This is a genomic window from uncultured Nitrosomonas sp. (genome assembly GCF_902826915.1).
GTDB lineage: Bacteria > Pseudomonadota > Gammaproteobacteria > Burkholderiales > Nitrosomonadaceae > Nitrosomonas.
The window spans coordinates 1-24,815 of the sequence record NZ_CADEGP010000047.1 but is presented as its reverse complement, the minus strand read 5'-3'; the positions used below and the strand labels follow the sequence as shown (position 1 = coordinate 24,815).

Sequence of the window (24,815 nt, the reverse complement as noted above, 5' to 3'; positions counted from 1 at the left end):
TTCAATTCATCTTGAATCTGTTGCAGGGTACTTTCCAGTTGCTTGATGCGTTGAGTCGCTGCATCTTGCGCATAGACTTGCGGTGTAGTCACTGAAAAAGCGATTAATAGTGAAGTGCTTGTTACAAAATTAGCCGTTGATTTTCCCTTTTGTAAAAAATACTTCATATAATTCTCCTTTGATTAGTTTTTAGTTGTGGCGAATAATTAATTGCAATAGCATAAACAGAAAGCTTTGCAGCAATTTTGATCTACATCAAGATAGTAGTAATCAGTGCCATGTTTTGAGAATTTAATGAATCCTAGTATTAGAACGTTTGCATCATTTCCATCCGTGGAAAGTGCGTTGAGCGAGCCCAATGGGTTGCTGGCCATTGGTGGTGATCTTACTTCGCAGCGCTTGCTTGAGGCTTATAGCAGGGGTATCTTTCCCTGGTTTAATGAAGGTGAGCCGATTCTTTGGTGGAGCCCGGATCCGCGCATGGTGTTGTTTCCCCATGAGTTAAGAATCTCTCGTTCACTTAGCAAAGCCATTAAGAAGACTAACTATGAGATTTATGTGGACTGCAACTTTACCCAGGTTATGCTAGCTTGCGCCGCGCCGCGCAAAGGTCAGTCAGGCACCTGGATACACCCGCAAATGATTGCTGCTTATACTGCGCTTCATGAAATGGGATTAGCGCATTGTGTGGAAACCTGGATCGATGGTGAGCTTGTGGGGGGGCTGTATGGAGTGGCTTTGGGTAAGGTGTTTTTTGGCGAGTCAATGTTTTCACGGGTTCAGGATGCATCAAAAATTGCCTTGGTGCATCTGGTAAAGCAATTACAATTCTGGCAATTTGGTCTGATAGATTGCCAGGTTAGAACCCGGCATCTGGAGTCCTTAGGGGCGCAGGAAATTTCCAGAGCGGAATTCAGTCAAAAGCTGGATAGTCTAATTACTGCCGGATTTGAACCCGGCAGTAAATGGAACTTTGAACGCATCTTGATTGAGTAGAACTGCTCGTGCTTAAATTTCACACCACTAACCCCTATTCCTGCAGCTATTTGCCTGATAGATTGGCATGCTCTGAAATCGCAACGCCAGAAAATATAATTGATACAGTAGCTTACGGAAAGTTGATTCAGGCGGGTTTTCGCCGCAGTGGACATTACGTCTATCGCCCTTGTTGTGAACATTGTCAAGCTTGCCAATCAGTGCGTATCAATGTTAAAACTTTTACTTCCAAACGTACCCAACGCCGTGCTTGGAAACGGCATCAGAACTTAGTAGCCATACAGCATCCGTTGCATTATCAAGCGGAGCACTATGCGCTCTATCAGCGCTATCAATCCAAACGGCACTTGGGCGGCGGCATGGATAATGATTGCCGGGAGCAATACCATAATTTTTTGTTACAAAGTTATGTGAATTCTAGATTGATAGAATTCCATGAAGCAGGACAGTTGCGCATGATCAGCATTATTGACATTCTGCCCGATGGCATTTCATCGGTATACACATACTATGACGCGGATATTGCTCATGCAAGTTTTGGCACCTACAATATTGTATGGCAGATTGAACAATGTCGGGAGCTGGGACTAGACTATCTTTATCTTGGCTATTGGATTAAAGAAAATCAGAAGATGCGGTATAAGGCCAATTTTCAATCACTCGAAGTTTTGATTAATGGTCGCTGGCAACTGCTGGGTGGCAACAATATTTCTTAAGATTCATTCAAATTGGCCATCGCCTCAGGATAAAATCATTTATGTTCTATACTTTTTTTCGACCGCTGTTGTTTAAATTAGATCCTGAGTTTGCTCACAGAATAACATTTGGCGTAATTCAACAGATCAGTAAATTAGGCTTGCTAAAGAATGTTTCTATTTCTTGTCGGCCACGAAACGTGATGGGATTGACGTTTCCTAACCCTGTAGGATTGGCTGCTGGCTTAGATAAGAACGGTGAGTATCTGGATGCTCTCGCTACATTGGGATTTGGTTTCATTGAAATTGGCACCGTAACACCAAGACCTCAGCCGGGCAACCCAATGCCTCGCATTTTTCGTGTGCCTGAGGCAAACGCGATCATCAATCGTCTAGGTTTTAATAATCAGGGTGTCGAGCAGTTGGTAGAGAATATTAAACGCTCGAATTATCAAGGTATCTTAGGTATAAATATCGGCAAGAATTTTGACACGCCGCTAGAAAAAGCGATTGATGATTATTTGATCGGGTTACAGAAAGTTTATTGTCACGCTAGTTACGTGACAGTCAATATTTCATCGCCAAATACCAAAGATTTACGGCAATTACAAGCTGCTGATGCCTTTGATCAGTTGTTGGGTGAATTAAAGTCTGAACAAGCCAGGCTAGCACAAATTCATGGAAAATATGTGCCGATGGTGATAAAAATCGCCCCTGATCTTGATCAAGGGCAAGTCGAGTCGATTGCAACGTTGCTGCTGAAACATTGCGTAGATGGCGTAATTGCAACCAACACGACTATCTCTCGAGCCGGTATTGAGCATCTGGCACTCGCACAGGTGAACGGAGGGCTCAGTGGTGCTCCATTGACTCAGCGCGCTACGGTGGTAATTCGGCAACTGCATCATTTCTTGCAAGATGCTATTCCTATCATCGGTGTCGGCGGTATCCTGTCAGCAGGTGATGCGCAAGATAAGTTAAGCTCTGGTGCCAGCCTGATTCAGCTATATACCGGTTTAATTTACCGTGGCCCTGATTTGGTTAGAGAAATTGCCAAGACGGTTTGTGTTGATTTAAAAATTAGTCATTTGCAATAATGAATAAACTGATTATAGATCAGATAGATGAGATTTTGCCGCAAACCCAATGCAGGAAATGTGGTTTTATTGGGTGCAGACCTTATGCAGAAGCTATCGCGGAAGGTCGTGCAGATATCAATCAATGTCCACCTGGAGGACAACAAGGGATCCATAGAATTTCCGAGTTATTGGGTGTTCCGGCTAAGCCGCTGGATACGACATATGGCTTCCCAAGATCCAATCAAGTTGTTGCCTGGATTGATGAACATTTGTGTATTGGTTGCACCTTCTGCATCCAGTCATGCCCCGTTGATGCGATTGTTGGTGCTGCAAAACAAATGCATACGGTGATTGCAGACGAATGTACAGGCTGCGATTTGTGTGTTGCACCGTGCCCGATGGATTGCATTCGCATGATTCCAGTTGATAAAGAAATAACAGATTCGGTTAGCTCGCCCGCAGACGTGGATAGAAAACAAGCTGCAGAAAGAGCGCGTTCACGTTACCAATTTCGTCAGCAACGACTTGCACATATCAACCAAGTTGGTAACAAGGTACGTACTGAAAAATTTATTCAACCGCCGGAAGATAATCAGGTAAGCGCTGAAGTGCGCAAAAAGACTATTATTGCAGCTGCACTCAAGCGTGCAGCTGCAATACGCGTTCAGGCAACAAACGAATCGAATTTCAGAAAAGCCAAATGAACTCAATTAAGCGTCACGAAATTTTTGCTTGCCTGAAATCAGCCAATCCCCATCCGACCACTGAGCTAGAATACCATTCACCTTTCGAATTGCTTATTGCAGTTATTCTTTCTGCACAGGCTACAGACAAAAGCGTCAATTTAGCGACACGAAACTTATTCTTGCAAGCCAACACGCCAGAAAAGGTTCTTGCTTTAGGAGAGGCTGGCTTAACAGAATTTATCCAAAGGATTGGATTATATAAAACCAAAGCAAAGAATATCCTGGCCACCTGTCGATTGTTGATGCAACAGCATCATAGTGAAGTGCCCCGTACGCGAGAATTGCTCGAGCAATTACCCGGTGTCGGACGAAAAACTGCCAATGTGATTCTGAATACAGCTTTCGGCGAACCAACAATTGCTGTCGATACTCATATTTTTCGAATTGCCAATCGCACAGGCCTGGCCCCTGGAAGGAATGTTTTGGAAGTGGAATTGAAATTGCTCAAGGTGGTACCTAAAGAATTTCTTCAGGACGCACATCATTGGCTGATTCTTCATGGCAGGTATGTTTGTAAGGCGAGAAAACCAGAGTGCTCAGTATGTAAAATTAATCATCTGTGTGAATTCAAGAATAAAAATATTTAACTTCAGCAACTCTATATCTATGTTTAAACCATCTCGAGAACAAGCGCGCCAGTTATTTTTTGATACTTGGCGCAAATACCGCCAGCAGGAAGTCTTATCCGGGATTGAAGCAATTGTGTTGGAGGTGATACTGCAACACCAGGAGTACCAGGGTTTATTTGATAATGCCGATCAATATTTGGATAAGGATTTTTTACCTGAAATGGGTGATACGAATCCATTCTTGCATATGAGCATGCATGTGGCGATTAAAGAACAGCTGTCAATCAATCAGCCAATTGGCATTTGTGAGCGATTTGCTCGATTGCAGGAAAAAACGGGGAGTGAGCACGATGCTACCCATCAGGTAATGGAATGCCTCGCAGAAATGATTTGGCAAGCGCAGCGTTATCAATCTGAACCGGATGCGACTATCTATTTTGATTGTCTGGACAAGCGATTAAACTCGATAATTTAATTAAAAGCGAGATAAAACCAAATAGATTGTGGTATTTATCCCGCTTTTAAATTTCAGCTACAAATAGAATTATTAAATCTACTTTCTTTATTTGTTCGAATTCAAAGTACCTGGTAGGCTTGAATAGTAAAAAGCCAGGTTGTCAATATCTGCTGCACTCAAGTTGGCAGCCATAGCAGTCATGATAGGATCATTTCGTGCACCGGATTTGTAATCATTCAACGCTTTTGCTAAATAGGTCCTGTACTGTCCACCAATCTTAGGGAAATTTGGTGCAGGACTGTTTCCATCGACACCATGACATGATGCACACACTTCAGCCGCTTTATTTTTACCTGCTTCAATATCAGCAGCCACTATTTGACTTGATAGCATCAAGGCTACTGCACTTACTGCAGCAATTACATAATTCTTCATAATTCGTTCCTTACGTAAATGACTTAATTAATTTTTAGAATAATAAGCAGCAAAATCTTTGAAATCTTGTTGCGATAGCGTTTGAGCCAAGCCATTCATGGTCGGATGGTTGCGCGTGCCATTTTTGTATGCTTCCAACGCTTTAACGAGGTATTCCTCATGCTGACCGCCCAGTTTTGGAACATTATAAGCATTAGGAAAAGCTGTTCTATATCCTGGAATTCCGTGGCAACCTTCACACATTGAAAGTTTATCTTTTGCCGCAACTGCATCTCCTTCTCCTTCCGCTTGAGATGCGCCTGTAAATGCCAAGAGCAGACCCATGGCAAGTAATAAATTCATAATTAATTTTTGTTTCATCTAATCCTCCTTCTCTCAAAACTTGAACTTTAAACGATACGCCCGGTTTGGTCAATGAAAAGTGTGAGTATGTCCATGTTGTTTATAGGGAAATGCTAGTCTCAGGTACTCAAGTCTTTGGCGGATATTGATTCCAATTCTTCCCATCTTATTAAGCAATCTGTCAGCTCTTTTTCAATCATTGAAAGGCGTTTTTGTAATGCCTTTACTTCGTCGGGATAATCGCGATAGATTGTTGGCTCATTCAGGCGCAAAATAATAGCGGCCTGTTCATGTTCCAATAAATCTATTTTACCAGGTAACGCTTCAAGTTCCTTAGCTTCCTGATAACTAATTTTTTTTGTTAGAACAGATTTGGATGCTTTGGAAACTTTGGTTGGTAAAGTACCTGGCTGGTTGGATAATGTTTTTTGCTGACTGATATTATTTTCAAAACGTTTTACACGTACCCACTCTTCATAACCCCCAATATACTCACATAATTTTCCATTTCCTTCAAAAGCAATTACTTGTGTAACTACATTATCTAGAAATTCGCGATCGTGACTGACCAGAAACAACGTGCCGGTATAGTCCTGCAGCAATGCTTCCAGTAACTCTAGCGTTTCGATATCCAGATCATTGGTGGGCTCATCCAACACCAGTACATTGGCTGGACGGGTAAACAATCGTGCCAGTAACAATCGGTTACGCTCTCCACCCGACAGTGATTTGACCGGCGAGCGGGCGCGCTCTGGGGGAAATAGAAAATCTTCCAGGTAACTGATGACGTGTTTGCGTTTGCCGTTAATCTCGATAAAGTCCGAACCTTGACTGATAGTGTCGGTTAGAATCATTTCTTCATCGAGTTGCTCACGCATTTGGTCGAAATAAGCAACTGCCAGCTTGGTTCCTTGCTGAATTTCTCCGGAATCCGGTGCTAATTCACCTAAAATTAATTTTAATAAGGTTGATTTTCCAGCACCATTAGGACCTAATAACCCCACCCGGTCCCCTCGCATGATGCGGCAAGAGAAATCTCTGATAATTACTTTATCGCCATAACTTTTATTGACATGTTCCAGCTCAGCCACTAATTTTCCCGAACGCTCGCCGACATCGACATTAATGTTGGCTTTGCCGACTTTTTCCCTTCTTGCTGTGCGTTCTAGCCGTAACGCTTCCAATCTTCGTACTCTGCCCTCATTGCGTGTGCGTCGTGCTTCGATGCCTTTTCGTATCCAAACTTCTTCTTGTGCCAGTATTTTATCGAATTTCTGATGATGTACCGCTTCAACCTCGAGCATTTCTACCTTCTTGCGCTGATAATCCTTGAATCTTCCCGAGAAATTTTCCAGACTGCCGCGATCCAGTTCGATAATTCTGGTTGCCACATTATCCAGAAAACGCCGGTCATGCGTGATAAACAAAACACTGCCAGAGAAATCTTGCAATAATCCTTCCAGCCATTCAATCGAAGAAAAATCCAGATGATTGGTGGGTTCATCCAGCAACAGCACATCTGGCGATATCACCAGTGCGCGCGCCAACGCCACGCGCTTTTTCAAGCCACCGGAAAGATGTTCAATCAAGGTATCCGCAGGCAGATTCAACTTATCGATTACTGTTTCTATTTTTGCCTGCAGACTCCAACCGTCTTCCACTTCCAAAGTACTTTGCAAATCCTGCAGTCGAATCAGCAACGCATCAGTATCATCTAGTGTTTCACTCAACGCATGTGAGACAGCATGATAATCCAACAATATTTGGCTAATATTGCCTAAGCCAGTTGAAACTTCCAAATACACCGTATTGGCAGGATTCAACAGCGGTTCTTGTGAAACGTGAGCCAGCTTTAAATTAGGTGCGCGCCAAAGTTTTCCGTCATCCAACTTGATTTCTCCTGCCAAGGCACGCAGCAAACTTGATTTACCTCCGCCGTTTCTGCCAATTAATCCTACACGCTCTCCCAGATCCAGTTGCAAATTCGCATGATCGAGTAAAGCATGGTGGCCAAAAGCCAAACAGGCGTTTTCCAGTGTAATGAACGGCATCAGTAAGGTTTATTTTTTGCAGGAGTAATTAGATTCTACTTTTTGATAAGCAACAGGGGGGCGATTTTGTCATGCTTTAATCTGCTTGGCAAAAATGTATTAATAAAAATGGAGCCCATAAGCTCCATTTTTACAACAACCATTAAAATAAATTGAATTACTCAACTGCCGATACATTGATTTTTTTCGGCAGTACTGCTTCCCGCTTCGGAATAACCACTTCCAGTACGCCGTGTTTTGACGATGCGGAGATTGCATCGGCATTCGCGGTATCCGGTAAACTGAAACGCCTGTAGAAAGAACCGTAGGTACGTTCAACACGTTTATAACCTTCTTTCTCTGTTTTACTTTCAGATTTCTTTTCTCCCTTAATAGTAAGCACACCATCTTCCATGCTGATGTCAATTTCCTCCGGTTTTACCCCTGGAATATCCGCATGAATGACAAATTTATCATCTCCTTCCTTAATATCCACAGCGGGCGCCCATTCCGCAGTTGCGGTGGAACCTTCAGCGACACCACGTTCCAGTTCTCTTTGTAGTTGACTCAACAAACCCCAAGGTTCATAACGTGTAATAGCCATGATAATTTCTCCTTATAAATTAAAAACACATCATGCAAGTCCAATACCAACGCCTTGTTCAATCTCACATTGTTAACCAATTGAAACGGCGGTTTTACAGTTACAGAAAATACACTTTCGATGCAGATATAAGGTTCATTTGATTTTTTTCAAGCGGTTGGATAAGAATCTTTAGCCGATTTTCAGTTATATTGATCGCAAATAAAAAATTGCAATTATTGCGAGTAACGTCGTCGCAATCCATACACAATCGCTACCGTAATTGCCAGCAGTAAAACGATCCAGATCATGTTCCGTTTAACCCATTCGATTGGATCTGCCCGAACGGAAAAGTTTGCTTCGGCAAGGCCAAGTATTTTGTTCTTTGTCTGTGCACTATTTTGTGCCAATAAGTGCAACTGGAATTTTAATACTTGTGCACCCGAAGAATTTGGTGTTACCCACCAGCGCCATTTTGCTGCGTCACCATAGTCTGAAATCGGATCTTGCGGTCCCTGCCGATCAATTTCAAACGTTGCTCCGGCAATTTCTGCCTTCATGTTGGAGGATACCGCGCCGCTAATTCCCTGTATCGAAGTGCCCTCGGAAGCTGTAGCAACAATTTCGTTCAAAAATCTGGCAAAATGCTTGGTTTCCAAATTGAGAATTACTTCAAAACCTTCATATTGTTTGACTGTTGACGGAATCGTAATCGCTGCACTATCAACTGGTAATTTCATAATCACCGGATTACCCCCCCTCTGAGCCGATAGCATGTGCAACAACGCATTGATTGAGAAAGGTACGACTAGTAATACCGCCAATAATGCGATGGGCATGATGAAATTAATATTCAAACTGGATTCAGGTTCTGAGTGGGGCATGATTTCTCCAACTGTTCATTTTATAGCGAAATAATATTATTCTTAGTCCAGCACTTTTTCTATTTTCTAGACAAGTTGCGCAGTTAATTACTGTCGCATTTAGTCGATTCGGAATAAGCGCGCAAGATCATAATAAAAAATAATTTTGAGTCTTTAGTGAATCATTCCGAACAGAAATTGTTGGTCTTTTTATACCTTATAGTACGTAATGTATGCACTAAACGATAACATCTGTCGTGCAAGATTAATTTTTTATTTGTATTGTATTGACAAAAAATTGCCAGATCAAAATCTAATTTTTTGAATCCTTTTCCGACTGAGATAGCAGATGCGGCCATAGCCGCTGCATTGCCAAGAAAGTGAAAGAAGCCGACCAGGTTATCATGGCAAGGCCTGCTAAACCTTCGGCAGCACTCAGCATGCGGATGGCGCCAACGGGTAGTAAGTCACCGAATCCGACGGTTGTGTATACAACCGAAGAGTAATAAATAAAATCAAATAAATTACCTTCATCTATACCGGTAATGTGCCCCATATCGGGACTATGTTGCATCAGCATATAGCCTAAAGCAAAAATCACAATTTCAAGTACGTGCGCCACCAACAAACCCAGCATGACGATCAGCACTCCGATGCGTCTGTGCACGTGCACGCCAATCGTGCGACTTAAAAAACGCAATGCTTCGTAATGTAATATCACACAAGTGGTAACAACCGCACCGGAGATCACTAATCCAAGCAAATAAGAAGCATGCTCATTCATAATTTTAAGCGAATTTTTTAATCACAAAACGTATTGTAGCTACATATAATAGGGAGAGGTTTAAGTGTGGAACATTTATATAGCGATAATTACGCCGTCTTAGGAAAAATTCATGGGGCAAGTGACTGAAACAATAGGGCGTGGATTGGCCCGATTTTTAACCAAGCAGGTAAGACAAAGCATTCAGGTTGCAACAATCAGTCAGGAAAAGCTTGCTGCTACCTTGCAGCCCGGCGATGTGTTATTAGTGGAGGGAGACACACGCGTCAGTGTCGCTATCAAATATTTGACGCAATCCACTTGGTCACATGCGGCACTTTACATCGGCAATGTACTTCCGCATGGCGCTCCCTGGGAACTCCCCCGAGTATTGATCGAAGCCGATCTGAAAGAGGGTGTGCGCGCCATTACACTGGCGCATTATGCGCAAATGCATACCCGGATCTGCCGTCCTGTCGGTTTGAGTAATGATGATCGCAAGCGCGTTGTCGATTATGTAGTTGCACGTATCGGCCATCATTATGACCTGAAGCATATTTTCGATCTCTTGCGCTATCTGCTACCAACGATCCCGGTTCCTACACGATTCCGCAGGCGCATGCTGGCATTGGGAAGTAACGATCCGACGCGGGCAATTTGTTCCACTCTGATTGCGCAAGCCTTCGAGTCGGTACGTTATCCCATTCTGCCGGAGATTCAGCGCACTTGGTCAGATGATCCCGCGCGTGCCGATTGCTATGCAGATATTTACCGTATCCGTCATCACAGCTTGTTTACTCCAAGGGATTTCGATATATCGCCTTACTTTGATATTATCAAGCCGGCAATCGAAAATGGTTTTAACTACCGCTCACTTGCTTGGAGCGATACAACGCACGATCCTAAACGAGTTCAGTGTGAAGTTGCTAAAGTAAAAGAGTGAGGATAAGTATGGTGATATTTTTGCTGAAGTTGGCGCTGTGCCGACTACACTTGATAGACCGTATCGGCAAGTTGGCGAAGCTGTATGTGATGATACACGGCAACAGTAAATGAAGCGCCACAACAAGAACTTATGTATTCCAGCTATAAATCAGTTCGGCTTTTATTCTGGCAATACGCGCTGTGCGTACTTTGGTGTTAATAGCACTAGGTAATGTAGTTGACTCAGGTAAATTTTGTCTGAGTTCAGCTGCAATCGCACCGGCATCCACTTTTTTTGCCGCAAGATATGCTTTTCGGAATCGATCAGCCTGCACATAAGGCCTGATTGTATATCCTGGGCGGCCATGAAAATCGCATGCGCAAGCTTGCAAAAATTCCTCAAATCGACCTGGTTTACGGTAAGCATCGACCGCTTGCAGCATATTTGCCATGGTGGATGGTTTGAGCTCTTCTGCCCGGTGTACATCGCCGTGATAACGGGCAACCAGTAACGCAAGGTCGCGCGATTCTTTAGGGACTCTGATGCGTTCACACAAATTCTTTGTCAATTCGATGCTGCGCGCTTCATGGCCTATATGGCGGGGCCATTCTACGGGCGATGTGGTGCCTTTGCCCAAATCATGGGTCAGCGCGGCAAAGCGTACCGGTAACGAATAGTTTTGTGCGGCGGCATAATCAATGACCATCATAATATGCACGCCGGTATCGATTTCAGGATGTGCATGCACAGGTTGCGGAACGCCGAACAACACGTTCACTTCGGGAATAATCCGTGCCAAGGCGCCGCATTCCTTCAGTATATAAAACATTCTGGAGGGGTTTCTCTCCATCAATCCGCGTGCGAGTTCTTGCCAGACACGCTCCGGTACCAGTGCATCGACTTCGCCGTTGTGTACCATATTATTCATTAGCATCATGGTTTCTGGCGCAATGCGGAAACCGAAGCGCGCCGCAAAGCGGGCGGCTCTGAGAATCCGTACCGGATCTTCCGCAAATGCCGGACTGATATGGCGTAAAATACCAGCTTCCAGATCAGCGACACCATTAAAAGGGTCGATGATATTGCCATCTGTGTCTTTGGCAATTGAATTGATGGTGAGGTCTCGACGCGCCAGATCTTCTTGCAAGGTAACCTGGGGAGAAGTAAACACTTCGAATCCTTTATATCCGAGTGAAATTTTTCGTTCAGTCCGGGCTAATGCGTATTGCTCGTTTGTCTGCGGATGCAAGAAAACCGGAAAGTCCTTACCCACTGGACGATAACCCAATCGCTCCATCTCCTCCGGCGAAGCGCCCACTACCACATAATCATGATCCTCGACCGGCAATCCGAGCAGTTCATCGCGTACCGAGCCGCCTACGAGATACGTTTTCAATTACTGTTTCGCCCTCACAACCCCTAAGCGCTCCTTAAGTGTTGGTGAGTTTTGCCCATGCTCGAGTACTTTGGCGTAATACATTGAGTTCTTCAAAACCTTCTTGACGTAATCTCGAGTCTCATTAAAAGGAATCGTTTCAGCATAAATAGCGCCTTCCAACATTCTAGTGTCGTCGCGCCAGCGTCTGGCTCGCCCCGGTCCGGCATTGTAGGCAGCCGAAGCTAACAGCGGTTGATTATCCAATGTGCTCAGCACGTGCTTAAGATAATAAGTACCCAATTGCAAATTAGTATTCACATCCACTATGAGGTTCTGGCGGAAATTTGGTATTCTCAATTGCTTGGCAACCCATTCGGCCGTGGCTGGCATCAGTTGCATCAAGCCTGTTGCCCCAGCATGGGATTTAATATCTGCGACAAATCGACTTTCCTGCCGAATTAAACCATACACCCAAGCTTCATCCAGCTCATGCCGTCGCAATACATTTTTAAGTGCTTCCCGATGTGGCGATAAAAAACGCAAACTGAAATCATGCTGCGTTATCGTTCTATTCGCAGTATTGATTGCGCGGTCATACATGCCTTGACGGCGGGCTACTTCCGATGCAGCCAATAATTCTGCATCGGAAAATTGCCGAATGGTCCAACTCCATTCACGAAATGCCTCGGTGCGTAAATTCATGCGCGTAAAAGCCAATGTTCGCTGTATGCCGGGTCTGCGTTCCATTGCGGATACCTCGTTAGCGTTTGCGTGATAAGTTTTTCCTGCGATGCTGAGTGTGGTGCCCAACTCTTCCCGTGCCAATTGGCCATAAAAACTGTGCTCATCGCTGAGCGGAATTAAAATATTATTTGCATCCAGCGTTTGGCCTTTAGCGATTAACGCACGCGCTTTCCAGTAGCGCCAAGTATCAATCTGCTGCTCGGTGAGCGACATTTTTTCGATAGTCTTCAGCACTTCATCCCAGTGAGTGACCCGCAAAGCTGCGCGTGCTTGCCAGGCAAGCACGATATCCGAAGGTGGGTAGGTTTGTGGTGTATTCTGAGCTTCCCGGAACCAATCCAGAGCACGTGGATCATGCCGCATTGCTGCGCGGTACCCGAGCCTTCCAAGGAAAAAGGAACGATCAAATGGAGTAAGCTGGTTTTTGATCTTTAACCATTGCACATAGGCTTGGTTGGTATCATTGCGCAGCAGACGCAATAGCGCAAACAAGGCAATTTCACGGTCGCTGCGCGATTTAATTTTGTTTTTTAAGGTATCCAGATACCGCAATGGATTCTTGGCTGCATTATTCAAATCAGCGCTGTTTAACGATTCGCTGTTAGGTAAATAACGATTAATGTGCGTGGCCACGCCAGTTTGACCCTCTTCCAAGGCGAGCCGAATTCGGGTCCAGATATCTTCCAGCGTAATCTGCCCGCTGTAGATTAACGTTCGAAAAACTTGTGTGCAGCTTTCGGGCTGACTGGTCGGCGTAAACCACAATGACCGTACTTCCGGTAGCACTGAATTATCTTTCGCATTCAGGCGATTCTGATAGTAATAGCACAAGAGTTCAGTATCCCTATTCACTGACAGCGGATATTCAGTTTCAAAAAGTAGCCATTGTTGATTCTTGCCCAAGATCTTGAGCCAATCGCCGCGTAATCGATCTGCAACCAAGTCGCCGTCATAGCGTGTGAGAAAGTATCGAATGTTGGCAATGTCAGTGGTTTGCAGCCTCATGCGCAATTTAAAATATTCCACATAGGATCCAAGCACGTGGTGCTGCAACCTTGCGGCATATTCATCTAAGCGTTTGACATTGCCAACCTGAAAAGCTTCACGCGCGGCGATAAAATCAAGGTCCTGGCTTGCAGATAGCGTTCCGGAAAAGACTAAAAAGATTAGTCCTAAAAGATAATTTCTCATAGCTATTTCCCGCGCAGGAACACAATCAATGAAGGGTACTTACAATCAAGAAATAGAGCAAATATTTTACAGCTAGTTCGGGTTTCCACATCCTTGCTGTGAAAACCCGGCAGCATACTTCACAGGTTCCGGAGAAAATTCTGCAACTAGTCGGGTATGATTATTAAACAACGCCTTGACCCAGCATGGCGTCAGCCACTTTAACAAAACCGGCAATATTGGCGCCATCTACATAATTAACACTGCCATCGGGTTTGGTGCCATACTTCAGGCAAGATTTGTGGATGGCCTGCATAATCGCTTGCAGGCGAGTATCAACCTCTTCATGGGTCCAAGACAAGCGCATCGCATTCTGACTCATTTCCAGACCTGAAGTGGCGACACCGCCGGCATTGCTTGCTTTACCCGGTGCATAGAGTACTTTGTTGTGAATAAAACATTCGACTGCTTCAGCAGTAGACGGCATATTTGCGCCCTCGGCAACACAGATAACGCCGTTGTTAACCAGTGTTTGCGCATCAGTCCCGGTGATTTCATTTTGCGTTGCGCACGGCAATGCTACCTGTACCGGCACATGCCAGGGATTTTCTCCTGGCAGAAAAGTGACATCGGCGACACGCTTTGCATATTCATCCAGGCGCGCATATAGATGATTCTTTATTTCGGCCAATATCGCCAGTTTTTCCAAGGTAAAGCCATTTTCATCTACGATCGTGCCGCTGGAGTCAGATACGGTAACCACCTTGGCACCTAGTGCCATGGCTTTCTCTACGGCAAATTGGGCCACATTACCCGAGCCGGAAACCGAAACACGCATTCCTTCCATATAACGTCCTGCCTGCCGTAATACTTCCTGAGCAAAATACACCGTGCCATAACCCGTTGCTTCCGGACGAATCATCGATCCACCAAAACTCAATCCTTTACCGGTAAATACACAATCAGCTCGATTGGATAGTTTTTTCATCATTCCTGCCATGAATCCGACTTCACGCCCACCAACGCCGATATCACCGGCGGGGACATCGGTATTTGAACCAATATGGCGAAATAGCTCGCTGATAAAAGCTTGGCAAAAACGCATAACTTCACCCGGGCTTTTGCCTTTCGGGTCGAAATCGGAGCCACCCTTGCCACCGCCCATCGGCAGCGTCGTCAATGCATTTTTGAAGGTTTGTTCAAACGCCAGAAATTTAAGAATCGACAGATTCACCGAAGGATGAAACCGGACGCCGCCTTTGTAGGGGCCAATGGAAGAACTGTGCTGAACCCGGTAACCCCGATTGACCTTAACTTCACCATGATCATCGACCCAGGATACGCGAAATATTATCACTCGTTCCGGTTCGACCAAGCGATCCAGCAAACCATGTTCTGCATACCGTGGGTGTTCCATTATGAAGGGCCACAAGCTTTCAACGACCTCCGTAACCGCCTGCATATATTCTGGTTGATTAGGATTGCGCTCAGTCACATACGCGCTGAACTCCTGAAGGCTCTTATATTTCATTTTTAATTCCCCGGTAAATGAAAGGTTATTTGCGAATAGCCCAATTCTGCCAAATAAATTCACAGGTTGCACTGTATTTTTGTTAGAAATAGATTTTTTAGTAATTTTTTCTGTGCTGTTACATTGAAATTATCAGCTATTGAGGTTTAGGTTGCAGGAAAACTGATTCTGACAGTAGGTGGAATTCTTTTTCTACTGAGTTGGTTTTATACGTAGAATGAAGGTCTCTAGTTGTCGTATCCCTTATCTTAGGGGATAATGTACACTTTTATTTACTTTATTTTTCTGAAAAATTAGGGAGCTAGTATCGATGGGGACTTTCAAGGATTTTGACGCGACGGTATTTAAAGATTTGACCAGTGCGGTGCGTGCATTGGCGATGGATGCCGTGCAAAAAGCCAATTCCGGTCACCCCGGTATGCCGATGGGTATGGCTGAAATTGCTGAGGTGCTGTGGATTCACCACTTGCGTCATAATCCTGGCAATCCGGGTTGGGTTGATCGTGATCGGTTTGTTCTATCCAACGGGCATGGGTCCATGTTGATTTATGCTTTATTGCACTTAACTGGTTATGACTTGCCGATGGAAGAACTTAAAAAGTTTCGTCAATTCCATTCAAAAACGCCTGGGCATCCAGAATACGGCTATACGCCGGGCGTGGAGACTACTACCGGGCCGTTGGGTCAGGGTATCACAAATGCAGTAGGCATGGCTTTGGCAGAGAAGGTATTGGCGGCCGAATTTAATCGTCCGGGCTACAATATTGTCGATCATCATACTTATGTTTTCCTGGGTGACGGCTGTTTGATGGAAGGTATTTCGCATGAAGCTTGTTCATTAGCCGGTACTTTGGGTTTAGGCAAGCTGATCTGTTTTTATGACGATAACGGTATTTCCATAGATGGTCATGTGGAAGGCTGGTTTACAGATGATACGCCGAAGCGTTTTGAATCTTATGGCTGGCATGTGGTGCCTAATGTCAACGGTCATGATCCAGTAGCGATTGAAGCGGCGATTGAAGCCGCGAAGCAAGTTAACAATAAGCCATCGATGATTTGTTGCAAAACGGTCATCGGATTGGGTTCGCCGAATATGGCCAATACCCATTCAGTACATGGTGCCGCATTAGGTGATACGGAGATTGCTGCCACTCGTCCACACATTGGTTGGCATCATCCGCCTTTTGAAATTCCGCAAGATGTTTATAGCGTCTGGGACGCAAAAGCGAAAGGCCAGAAGCTTGAGACGGAATGGAATCAGAAATTTTCCGAGTATGCGGAGAAGCATCCTGCTGAGGCAGTGGAATTTAATCGTCGCATGGCAGGGGAATTGCCCGCAAATTGGGGCAGTCATGTTGAGAATGTTATTAATCAAGTCAATGCGAAGGCAGAATCTATCGCGAGCCGCAAGGCTTCACAAAACGCAATAGAAGACTTGGCGCCCATTCTGCCGGAATTAATTGGAGGATCTGCCGATTTAGCCGGCTCCAACTTGACGCTATGGTCAGGTTCCAAAGGTGTTGGTAATAGTGTCGGTGGTAATTATGTGTATTACGGTGTGCGTGAGTTCGGTATGAGCGCCATGATGAACGGATTGTCGTTGCACGGCGGTTTGATTCCTTACGGCGCAACCTTCTTGATGTTTTCAGAGTATGCTCGTAATGCACTGCGCATGGCTGCTTTGATGAAGATCCGCAACATTTTTGTCTTTACACATGACTCAATCGGTCTGGGTGAGGACGGTCCAACGCACCAACCGGTGGAACAGACGGCAACATTGCGTTATATCCCGAATATGGATGTATGGCGGCCCTGTGATACGGTTGAATCAACCGTATCATGGGTGCGCGCCATTGAACGTAAAGACGGCCCTTCGACATTGATTTTCAGCCGCCAGAATCTGCCATTCCAGAAACGAGACGCGGTAATCATCAAGCAGATCGAGAAAGGTGGCTATATATTAGCCGAAGCAAGTAATAGCAAACCGCAGGTTATTCTCATCGCTACTGGTTCGGAAGTTGGTCTGGCCGTGAACGCACAGAAAGTGTTGGCGGATGAGGGCGTGCATGCACGCGTTGTCTCTATGCCTTGTACCAATGTTTTTGATCGCCAAGAACCTTCTTACAAGGATAGTGTCTTGCCAAAGGGTGTCAAACGAGTTGCCATTGAGGCCGGTGTGACAGATTTCTGGCGTAAGTATGTCGGATTGGATGGCGCAGTAGTGGGCATTGATACTTTTGGTGAGTCAGCGCCTGCAGATGTGTTATTCAAGCATTTTGGTTTTACCGTCGAGAACGTGGTAAAAACAGTGAAAGGTGTTCTCTAATTCAATTTAAGAATAGGGTATTCGGATGACGAGTTTTGTTTGTCCGAAAGCAGTAAGTTTTTTATTCAAGGAGTTTTAGCATGACAATTAAGGTTGGGATTAATGGGTTTGGTCGTATCGGGCGTATGGTTTTCCGCTCCGCAGTACAGAATTTTTCTGACATTGAGATCGTCGCGATCAATGATTTGCTAGAGCCGGATTACTTGGCTTATATGTTGAAACACGATTCAGTGCATGGTCGTTTCAAGGGCGATGTGTCAATTGATGGAAACACATTAGTGGTTAATGGCAAAAGAATTCGTTTGACCGCAGTTAAAGATCCTGCTGAATTGAAATGGAACGAAGTGGGAGCTGAGGTTGTTATCGAATCTACGGGATTGTTCCTGACTAAAGAAACTTGTGAAAAACATCTGGTGGCAGGTGCTAAAAAGGTCATCATGTCTGCACCCTCGAAGGATGATACACCCATGTTTGTGTATGGCGTGAATGACAAATCCTACAAAGGTGAAAATATAATTTCCAATGCTTCCTGTACTACCAACTGCTTGGCACCAATGGCCAAAGTATTGAATGACAAATGGGGTATTAAGCGCGGATTGATGACCACAGTGCATGCGGCAACAGCGACACAGAAAACAGTGGATGGCCCATCCAACAAGGATTGGCGCGGCGGTCGTGGTATTCTGGAAAATATTATTCCATCTTCAACAGGTGCTGCCAAAGCAGTCGGCGTGGTTATTCCTGAGCTGAATAAAAAACTTACCGGTATGGCTTTTCGTGTTCCAACTTCAGATGTTTCAGTGGTTGATTTAACAGTTGAGTTAGAGAAAGAAGCTAGCTACGATGAGATTTGCAGTGCGATGAAGGAAGCTTCTGAAGGCTCAATGAAAGGTGTATTGGGTTATACCGATCAAAAAGTGGTTTCTACTGATTTTCGCGGTGAAAGCTGCACTTCGATTTTCGATGCTGAAGCTGGTATGGCCTTGGATAAAAGTTTTGTTAAAGTAGTGGCATGGTACGACAACGAATGGGGTTATTCTACTAAAGTGCTGGAAATGGCTCGTACTGTTGCCAAGTAATTTATATTGATCAATACGCGGTCGATGATAATTAAGATCTTGGTCGCTATATAAATTAATGTTAATTTCACCAAGACATAAAGGATAGCGTTTGCTATCCTTTTATTTTCTTAAAGACAATTTTGGAGCTTATCGTGTCTGTTATTAAACTTGTTGACCTTGACCTTAAAGGTAAGCGTGTATTCATACGTGCTGATATGAATGTACCCGTGAAGGATGGTAAAGTGACCTCGGATGCACGCATCACCGCCTCTATGGCGACGATTAATCATTGCCTCAAAGAAGGTGCCAAGGTGATGGTGACTTCTCACTTAGGGCGTCCTGAGGAAGGAAATTGGACTGAAGAAAATTCTCTGAAACCGGTTGCTGATAATATTGCAAACCGGTTAGGAAAAACGGTTCGACTAATTAAGGACTGGATGGAAGGCGGATTTGATGTTGCTACTGGAGAGTTGGTGGTGCTTGAAAATTGCCGTATCAACAAAGGTGAAAAGAAAAATGCCGAGGAAACTGCGCAGAAGTACGCAAAATTATGCGATGTGTTTGTAATGGATGCCTTTGGCACTGCACACCGCGCAGAAGCTTCAACGCATGGTATTGCGAAATATTCTCCGATAGCTTGCGCGGGTATTTTGCTGACTGAAGAGTTAGAGGCTTTGACTAAAGCGTTGTTGAGTCCAGCTCGTCCTATGGTTGCTATTGTGGGTGGTTCGAAAGTGTCCACCAAGTTGACCGTGCTTGAGTCGCTATCCGAAAAAGTAGATCAATTGGTTGTTGGCGGAGGGATCTCGAATACTTTTCTTAAGGCAACTGGCAAGAATGTTGGTAAGTCATTGTGTGAAGATGATTTGGTTCCGACGGCTAAAACTTTGATGGATAAAATGTCCAAGCGCAATGCATCGATCCCGATTGCGGTCGATGTTGTGGTTGGTAAGAAATTTGATGCAAATGAACCAGCCGTATTGAAAGACGCCGGTAGCGTGGCAGATGATGAAATGATTTTCGATATCGGCCCAAGAAGTGCGCAGGAATTAGTGGATATTATTATGAAAGCCGGTACGGTGGTATGGAACGGTCCCGTGGGTGTATTTGAATTTGATCAGTTTGGCGCCGGAACCGAAAAGATTGCACGAGCAATTGCAGAAACCACGGCATTCACGCTGGCCGGTGGTGGTGATACCATTGCAGCGATTCAAAAATATGATATTTATAACAAAATTTCCTATATCTCAACGGCAGGCGGTGCATTTCTAGAATTTTTAGAAGGTAAAAAACTGCCTGCGGTAGAAATTTTGGAAATGCGTGCTAACGAATCGTCAAGAACATAATGATTCGAAGAACAAAAATTGTAGCTACGTTGGGTCCTTCCAGCGGTAATCCGAAAACTCTGGAGCGTATGATCCGAGGTGGTGTCGATGTTGTTCGGATCAATTTCTCACATGGAACGCGCGAACAGCATATTGAATTGGTGGAAATGACGCGTTCATTGGCTCGCGCGGCAGGTTTTACTGTGGGTGTTCTAGCTGATTTGCAAGGCCCCAAGATCCGTGTCGGCAAGTTTGAACATGGCAAAATCAGGCTTGAAGTAGGTGATCAGTTTATTCTCGATGCGGTATGTGAACTGGGTAATCAGGAACGAGTTGGCCTAGATTATAAAGAACTGCCAAGTGACTTGGAAACCGGAGCCACACTGATGCTGGATGATGGACGTATTGTACTGGGGGTATCTCAGGTGAAAGGCCATCAGGTATTTTGTATAGTCGAGCAAGGCGGCATACTGTCAAATAACAAAGGCATTAACCGTAAAGGCGGTGGATTGGGCGCTCCAGCACTAACTAGCAAGGATTTAGAGGATATCAGAACGGCCGCTGAGTTTGGCGCAGATTATCTGGCGGTATCGTTTGTTCGTTCGGGTGATGATATACGACAAGCACGCACTTTGTTACAAGAAGCAGGGGGCAAGGGCATGATTATGGCCAAGATCGAACGCTCAGAAGCAATTCTTGCGCTGGATGATATACTCGAAGCTTCGGATGCAATTATGGTGGCGCGTGGCGATCTAGCGGTTGAAGTTGGTGATGCTGCTGTTCCGGCACTGCAGAAGAGAATGATACGTTCGGCGCGGGCAAATAACAAAATCGTTGTGACCGCAACACAAATGATGGAATCCATGATTACCAATCCAATTCCAACGCGTGCTGAAGTATCGGATGTGGCCAATGCAGTGCTCGATGGCACTGATGCAGTGATGCTGTCGGCGGAATCTGCTGCTGGGGAATATCCGGTTGAAGCGGTGGAAGCTATGGCCAGGGTTTGTCTGGAAGCGGAAAAGGAATACCTGGTGAGTATTGATCGACGGATGCAGAGTATTACTCCAGCGACCATTGAAGAAGCAATTGCGCGTGCTACGATGTATACCGCTGGTGGCCTGCAGATTCGCGCAATTGCAGCATTGACGCAAAGTGGGGTGACCACATTGCTGATGTCTCGCAGAAGTTCCAAGGTGCCTATTTTTGCGTTGAGCCCAAACGAGGAAACACGTAGAAGAGTTACCTTGTTCAGAGGTGTTTACCCGGTGGAATTTGGTGAAGGAATGAGCGATTCAGAAGAGATTCTCAATCTGGCCGAGCAGGAATTACTCAACCGTGGTGTTGTGCGCAGCGGTGATATCATGGTGATGACGATAGGTGAGCCGGTAGGTAAGACGGGCGGTACTAATACCATGAAAATTATTAAGGTCGGCGAGTGGAAAATAAGACAAGGAATTGATGTAACTTAAAATCACTGACACGATGTCTGCGCGTACAAATGTACGACACAGTTGTAGTAAAAAAGAATCAATCGTATTCATGTAGAATAATCACTTATACTAATGCTTACTGAATTTTATTCAGATAATTTATTAAGGAGATCTAAATGGCACTTGTATCATTAAGACAATTACTCGATCATGCGGCAGAAAACAGCTACGGTTTGCCTGCGTTTAATGTCAATAATCTGGAGCAAATCCAAGCGATCATGCAAGCGGCGGATGAATGCAACAGCCCGGTGATTATGCAAGGCTCCGCTGGTGCAAGAAAATATGCCGGTGAGGCGTTTTTGCGCCACTTAATCGCTGCCGCGGTAGAAGCCTATCCTCATATTCCTATTGTGATGCATCAAGATCATGGCGCTTCTCCATCGGTTTGTGTCAACGCAATCCGTAGTGGCTTCTCGAGCGTAATGATGGATGGTTCCTTGCAAGCCGATGCTAAGACTCCATCCACATATGAATATAATGTCGATGTTACAGCGGATGTTGTTAATACTGCGCATTCAGTAGGTGTTTCCGTAGAAGGTGAGCTGGGTTGTCTGGGTTCACTGGAATCCGGCATGGGTGAAGCGGAAGACGGACATGGCGCAGAGGGTGTATTGTCCCATGATCAATTGCTGACCGACCCGGAAGAAGCTGCTGATTTCGTCCGTAAAACCGGCGTGGATGCATTGGCTATTGCAATTGGAACCTCGCATGGTGCCTACAAATTTACTCGTAAACCTACGGGCGACATTCTGGCAATTCAACGTATTAAGGAAATCCATGCGCGTATTCCTAATACCCATTTGGTAATGCACGGCTCGAGCTCGGTACCGCAAGATTGGCTGGATATCATTCGTCAATATGGTGGTGACATCAAAGAAACTTATGGCGTGCCAGTGGAAGAAATTCAAGAAGGTATCAAATATGGCGTGCGTAAGATCAATATCGATACCGACATCCGTTTGGCAATGACTGGTGCGATTCGCCGTAGTCTGGAAAAAGATAAAAGCAATTTCGATCCGCGTAAATTTCTGAAAGAAGCCACGGCAGCCGCTAAGGATATTTGTAAAGCACGCTTCGAAGCATTTGGTTGTGCTGGACAAGCAGGAAAAATTAAGCCAATTTCGCTGGAAGATATGGCTAATCGTTATGCTAAAGGCGAATTGAACGCCATTGTTAAGTAATTGATCGAATTATTTAATAACCCTATGGTCAACTGTGCAGTTTAGTATAATTGATCATAGGATTCAGATTAGACTGTAATTGTTTCGGCACAAGTTAAACTAACTCCAGCAGAATCGGAGACTTATCGCTGGATTCTCTCAAAGAGACTGTTTGCCAGTTACTAAAGTGTCGCATACATTCCCAGCTTAAATCGATCATTACATTTCCTTCTCTAGAAGAGTATAAAATTTATTCTTTAGCGATGGAGGCATTGTCTAAATTAAAAGATAATGCTTTTCTGATAACGATATTATTTATTATTTGTAAGAGACATCATGACACAAGACGAGCAGAAACGCTCTGCAGCTGTAGCTGCGATCCAATATATTCCGGTTGATTGTATTGTTGGAGTAGGCACAGGATCCACCGCAAATTATTTTATTGATGAACTGGCTAAAATCAAGCATAAAATCGACGGTGCGGTTGCGAGTTCGGATGCGACGGCACAAAGGCTTAGGAAACACGGAATCGAAGTGCATGATCTCAACAATATTATTGATGTCCCTGTTTATGTTGATGGTGCGGATGAGATCACTGAGAATTTGCATATGATTAAAGGCGGCGGCGGTGCATTGACGCGAGAGAAGATCGTTGCCGCGGTGGCACAGAAATTTATTTGTATTACCGATCAGAGTAAGCTAGTAAATATTCTGGGCAACTTTCCTTTGCCTGTAGAGGTCATACCGATGGCGCGTAGTTATGTTGCTCGTGAAATTGTTCATTTAGGTGGACATCCAGCTTTGCGTCACGATTTCATCACGGATAATGGCAATATCATCCTGGACGTGCATGGATTGCAAATTATGAACCCGGTTGAGCTGGAAGCAGCGATCAATCAAATTTCTGGTGTTGTAACTAATGGTCTTTTTGCCCGGCGTGCGGCGGATACGTTATTATTAGGAACAGATAGCGGTGTGCGAACAATTTCTATTTAATTTTTAATAGTTGGTAGCTAAGAACTCTAACCTTAGTTACCAGCCAAAGGCGAGGTATGGCAAACAAAGAGCATATTTCTAAGCAGTTTGACGCGGATCTTGAGGAAGTTCGTACCCGTGTTTTACAGATGGGTGGTTTCGTTGAAGAGCAAATAGAATACGCAATTGAGGCATTGACGAGTGGTAATGAGGAGCTTATCGACCAAGTCATTACACGCGATCATCGTGTCAACGCCATGGAAGTATCGATCGATGAAATCTGTAATCAGATTATTGCGCGTCGACAACCGACTGCAAGTGACTTACGTATGATCATGATGGTGATTAAAACTATTACTGATCTTGAGCGCATTGGTGATGAAGCGGCGAAAATTGCCCGGATGGCGAAATTGATCTACTCGTCTGATCGTATGCACATTCCGCGTTTTAATGAAATCAAACGTGTCGCCAGTATTGCAATGGATATGTTACATAAGGCACTTGATTCCTTTGCCAGATTGGATTTGAATGCAGCTGCACAAATTGTCAGACAGGACGAATTTGTAGATGAAGAATTCCGTTCTATCTTACGTCAATTAATTACGTTCATGATGGAAGACCCAAGAAAAATCTCTACTTGTTTGGAGATAGTATTTATCGCTAAAGCAATTGAGCGTATTGGAGATCATGCAAAGAATATGTCTGAGTACGTTGTTTACATGGTAAAAGGCAAAGATGTGCGCCATGTGACGGCCGACCAGATTGAACAGGAAATCAGAGAATAATTTTAATCTCTACCGGGTTTAATTCCTCGCCCCTTGGGGCGTAAAATATTCGCGTGAGCGAATATATACATAAGCGACATAACGTAACAACATTGCTTTATCACTTGGTATTTCCAGCGAAATATCGTCGCGCTGTGTTCGATAAGGCAATAGATAAGAGACTGGGAGATGTGTGTCTTGAGCTGGAGAAGCGTTACCAGTTGAAATTTCTGGAGATTGGAACAGATGAAGATCATGTTCATTTTTTAGTGCAAAGCGTTCCTTCCTATAGTGTAACAAAACTGGTAACACTGATTAAGAGTATCACAGCAAGTGAGATATTTCGAGACCTTTGCAAAATCGCGTAAATTTTTTTGAGCGTAATTCTCGATTTATTTGTAAGTT

Annotated in this window: 23 protein-coding genes and 1 pseudogene; 15 read left to right on the top strand and 9 right to left on the bottom strand. The window is 44.5% G+C overall.

What is annotated here, in order from left to right; all coding sequences use genetic code 11:
• The first annotated feature begins 294 nt into the window (after positions 1–294).
• From aat to QZV86_RS09345, 6 genes are read left to right on the top strand one after another with little or no spacing between them, the layout of a single operon-like run.
• Entirely contained in the window at positions 295–996 is a 702-nt protein-coding gene (gene aat, locus QZV86_RS09370) for a leucyl/phenylalanyl-tRNA--protein transferase (RefSeq protein WP_295626838.1), read from the top strand.
• A gap of 8 nt (positions 997–1,004) precedes the next feature.
• On the top strand, positions 1,005–1,712 hold the full coding sequence (locus QZV86_RS09365; RefSeq protein WP_295626835.1) for an arginyltransferase: 708 nt from the start codon (positions 1,005–1,007) through the stop codon (positions 1,710–1,712).
• Between the two features lie 41 nt (positions 1,713–1,753).
• A complete protein-coding gene (locus QZV86_RS09360) occupies positions 1,754–2,788 on the top strand; it encodes a quinone-dependent dihydroorotate dehydrogenase (protein WP_295626832.1) in 1,035 nt (344 codons plus the stop codon).
• On the top strand, positions 2,788–3,474 hold the full coding sequence (gene rsxB / locus QZV86_RS09355; protein ID WP_295626829.1) for an electron transport complex subunit RsxB: 687 nt from the start codon (positions 2,788–2,790) through the stop codon (positions 3,472–3,474). Before QZV86_RS09360 ends, rsxB begins: the two co-directional genes overlap by 1 nt.
• On the top strand, positions 3,471–4,103 hold the full coding sequence (gene nth / locus QZV86_RS09350; protein ID WP_295626825.1) for an endonuclease III: 633 nt from the start codon (positions 3,471–3,473) through the stop codon (positions 4,101–4,103). The genes rsxB and nth overlap by 4 nt, the downstream gene beginning before the upstream one ends.
• A gap of 19 nt (positions 4,104–4,122) precedes the next feature.
• On the top strand, positions 4,123–4,560 hold the full coding sequence (locus QZV86_RS09345; protein ID WP_295626822.1) for a DUF1841 family protein: 438 nt from the start codon (positions 4,123–4,125) through the stop codon (positions 4,558–4,560).
• Between the two features lie 87 nt (positions 4,561–4,647).
• On the opposite strand, the gene QZV86_RS09340 is transcribed toward QZV86_RS09345, so the two are convergent.
• From QZV86_RS09340 to QZV86_RS09315, 6 genes are all read right to left on the bottom strand, one after another.
• A complete protein-coding gene (locus QZV86_RS09340) occupies positions 4,648–4,977 on the bottom strand; it encodes a cytochrome c (RefSeq protein WP_295626819.1) in 330 nt (109 codons plus the stop codon).
• Between the two features lie 27 nt (positions 4,978–5,004).
• Positions 5,005–5,337 carry a cytochrome c gene (locus QZV86_RS09335; protein ID WP_295626815.1) on the bottom strand — a complete coding sequence of 111 codons (333 nt, stop codon included), beginning with the start codon at positions 5,335–5,337 and terminating at the stop codon, positions 5,005–5,007.
• 101 nt (positions 5,338–5,438) lie between these two features.
• The gene (locus QZV86_RS09330; RefSeq protein ID WP_295626812.1) at positions 5,439–7,370 is read right to left on the bottom strand and encodes an ATP-binding cassette domain-containing protein; all 1,932 of its coding nucleotides are present in this window, start codon (positions 7,368–7,370) and stop codon (positions 5,439–5,441) included.
• Positions 7,371–7,527: 157 nt separating this feature from the next.
• The gene (locus QZV86_RS09325) at positions 7,528–7,953 is read right to left on the bottom strand and encodes an Hsp20/alpha crystallin family protein (protein ID WP_295626809.1); all 426 of its coding nucleotides are present in this window, start codon (positions 7,951–7,953) and stop codon (positions 7,528–7,530) included.
• Between the two features lie 215 nt (positions 7,954–8,168).
• On the bottom strand, positions 8,169–8,816 hold the full coding sequence (locus tag QZV86_RS09320; protein WP_295626807.1) for a hypothetical protein: 648 nt from the start codon (positions 8,814–8,816) through the stop codon (positions 8,169–8,171).
• Positions 8,817–9,108: 292 nt separating this feature from the next.
• Positions 9,109–9,579 carry a potassium channel family protein gene (locus QZV86_RS09315; RefSeq protein WP_295626803.1) on the bottom strand — a complete coding sequence of 157 codons (471 nt, stop codon included), beginning with the start codon at positions 9,577–9,579 and terminating at the stop codon, positions 9,109–9,111.
• A 112-nt stretch (positions 9,580–9,691) separates the two neighbouring features.
• On the opposite strand from QZV86_RS09315, the gene QZV86_RS09310 reads away from it, so the two are divergent.
• The gene (locus tag QZV86_RS09310; RefSeq protein ID WP_295626800.1) at positions 9,692–10,501 is read left to right on the top strand and encodes a YiiX/YebB-like N1pC/P60 family cysteine hydrolase; all 810 of its coding nucleotides are present in this window, start codon (positions 9,692–9,694) and stop codon (positions 10,499–10,501) included.
• 130 nt (positions 10,502–10,631) lie between these two features.
• Here the strand turns inward: QZV86_RS09310 and QZV86_RS09305 are convergent, their stop codons facing one another.
• The 3 genes from QZV86_RS09305 to gdhA form a co-directional block, all read right to left on the bottom strand.
• Positions 10,632–11,879: a multifunctional CCA addition/repair protein gene (locus tag QZV86_RS09305; RefSeq protein WP_295626796.1), complete on the bottom strand. Its 1,248-nt coding sequence runs from the start codon at positions 11,877–11,879 to the stop codon at positions 10,632–10,634.
• On the bottom strand, positions 11,880–13,796 hold the full coding sequence (locus tag QZV86_RS09300) for a lytic transglycosylase domain-containing protein (protein WP_295626792.1): 1,917 nt from the start codon (positions 13,794–13,796) through the stop codon (positions 11,880–11,882).
• 163 nt (positions 13,797–13,959) lie between these two features.
• Entirely contained in the window at positions 13,960–15,306 is a 1,347-nt protein-coding gene (gene gdhA / locus QZV86_RS09295) for an NADP-specific glutamate dehydrogenase (RefSeq protein WP_295626789.1), read from the bottom strand.
• Positions 15,307–15,616: 310 nt separating this feature from the next.
• On the opposite strand from gdhA, the gene tkt reads away from it, so the two are divergent.
• The 8 genes and pseudogenes from tkt to tnpA all read left to right on the top strand — a co-directional run.
• Positions 15,617–17,632 (top strand): transketolase, encoded by a 2,016-nt coding sequence (gene tkt / locus QZV86_RS09290; RefSeq protein WP_295626786.1) that lies wholly within the window; start codon positions 15,617–15,619, stop codon positions 17,630–17,632.
• Positions 17,633–17,712: 80 nt separating this feature from the next.
• Positions 17,713–18,711, top strand: coding sequence for a type I glyceraldehyde-3-phosphate dehydrogenase (gene gap / locus QZV86_RS09285; protein ID WP_295626783.1), 999 nt, complete (start codon positions 17,713–17,715; stop codon positions 18,709–18,711).
• A gap of 134 nt (positions 18,712–18,845) precedes the next feature.
• Positions 18,846–20,039, top strand: coding sequence for a phosphoglycerate kinase (locus QZV86_RS09280; protein WP_295626779.1), 1,194 nt, complete (start codon positions 18,846–18,848; stop codon positions 20,037–20,039).
• Positions 20,039–21,490 (top strand): pyruvate kinase, encoded by a 1,452-nt coding sequence (pyk, locus tag QZV86_RS09275; protein ID WP_295626774.1) that lies wholly within the window; start codon positions 20,039–20,041, stop codon positions 21,488–21,490. The genes QZV86_RS09280 and pyk overlap by 1 nt, the downstream gene beginning before the upstream one ends.
• A 137-nt stretch (positions 21,491–21,627) precedes the next feature.
• On the top strand, positions 21,628–22,692 hold the full coding sequence (gene fba / locus QZV86_RS09270; RefSeq protein ID WP_292919543.1) for a class II fructose-bisphosphate aldolase: 1,065 nt from the start codon (positions 21,628–21,630) through the stop codon (positions 22,690–22,692).
• Positions 22,693–23,007: 315 nt separating this feature from the next.
• Positions 23,008–23,667 carry a ribose-5-phosphate isomerase RpiA gene (rpiA, locus tag QZV86_RS09265; protein ID WP_295626771.1) on the top strand — a complete coding sequence of 220 codons (660 nt, stop codon included), beginning with the start codon at positions 23,008–23,010 and terminating at the stop codon, positions 23,665–23,667.
• A 56-nt stretch (positions 23,668–23,723) separates the two neighbouring features.
• Complete coding sequence (phoU, locus tag QZV86_RS09260; protein WP_295626768.1) at positions 23,724–24,431, top strand: phosphate signaling complex protein PhoU; 708 nt, start codon at positions 23,724–23,726, stop codon at positions 24,429–24,431.
• A 53-nt stretch (positions 24,432–24,484) separates the two neighbouring features.
• Positions 24,485–24,769 (top strand): annotated as a pseudogene (gene tnpA / locus QZV86_RS09255) (IS200/IS605 family transposase); the annotation flags it as partial.
• Positions 24,770–24,815 lie beyond the last annotated feature (46 nt).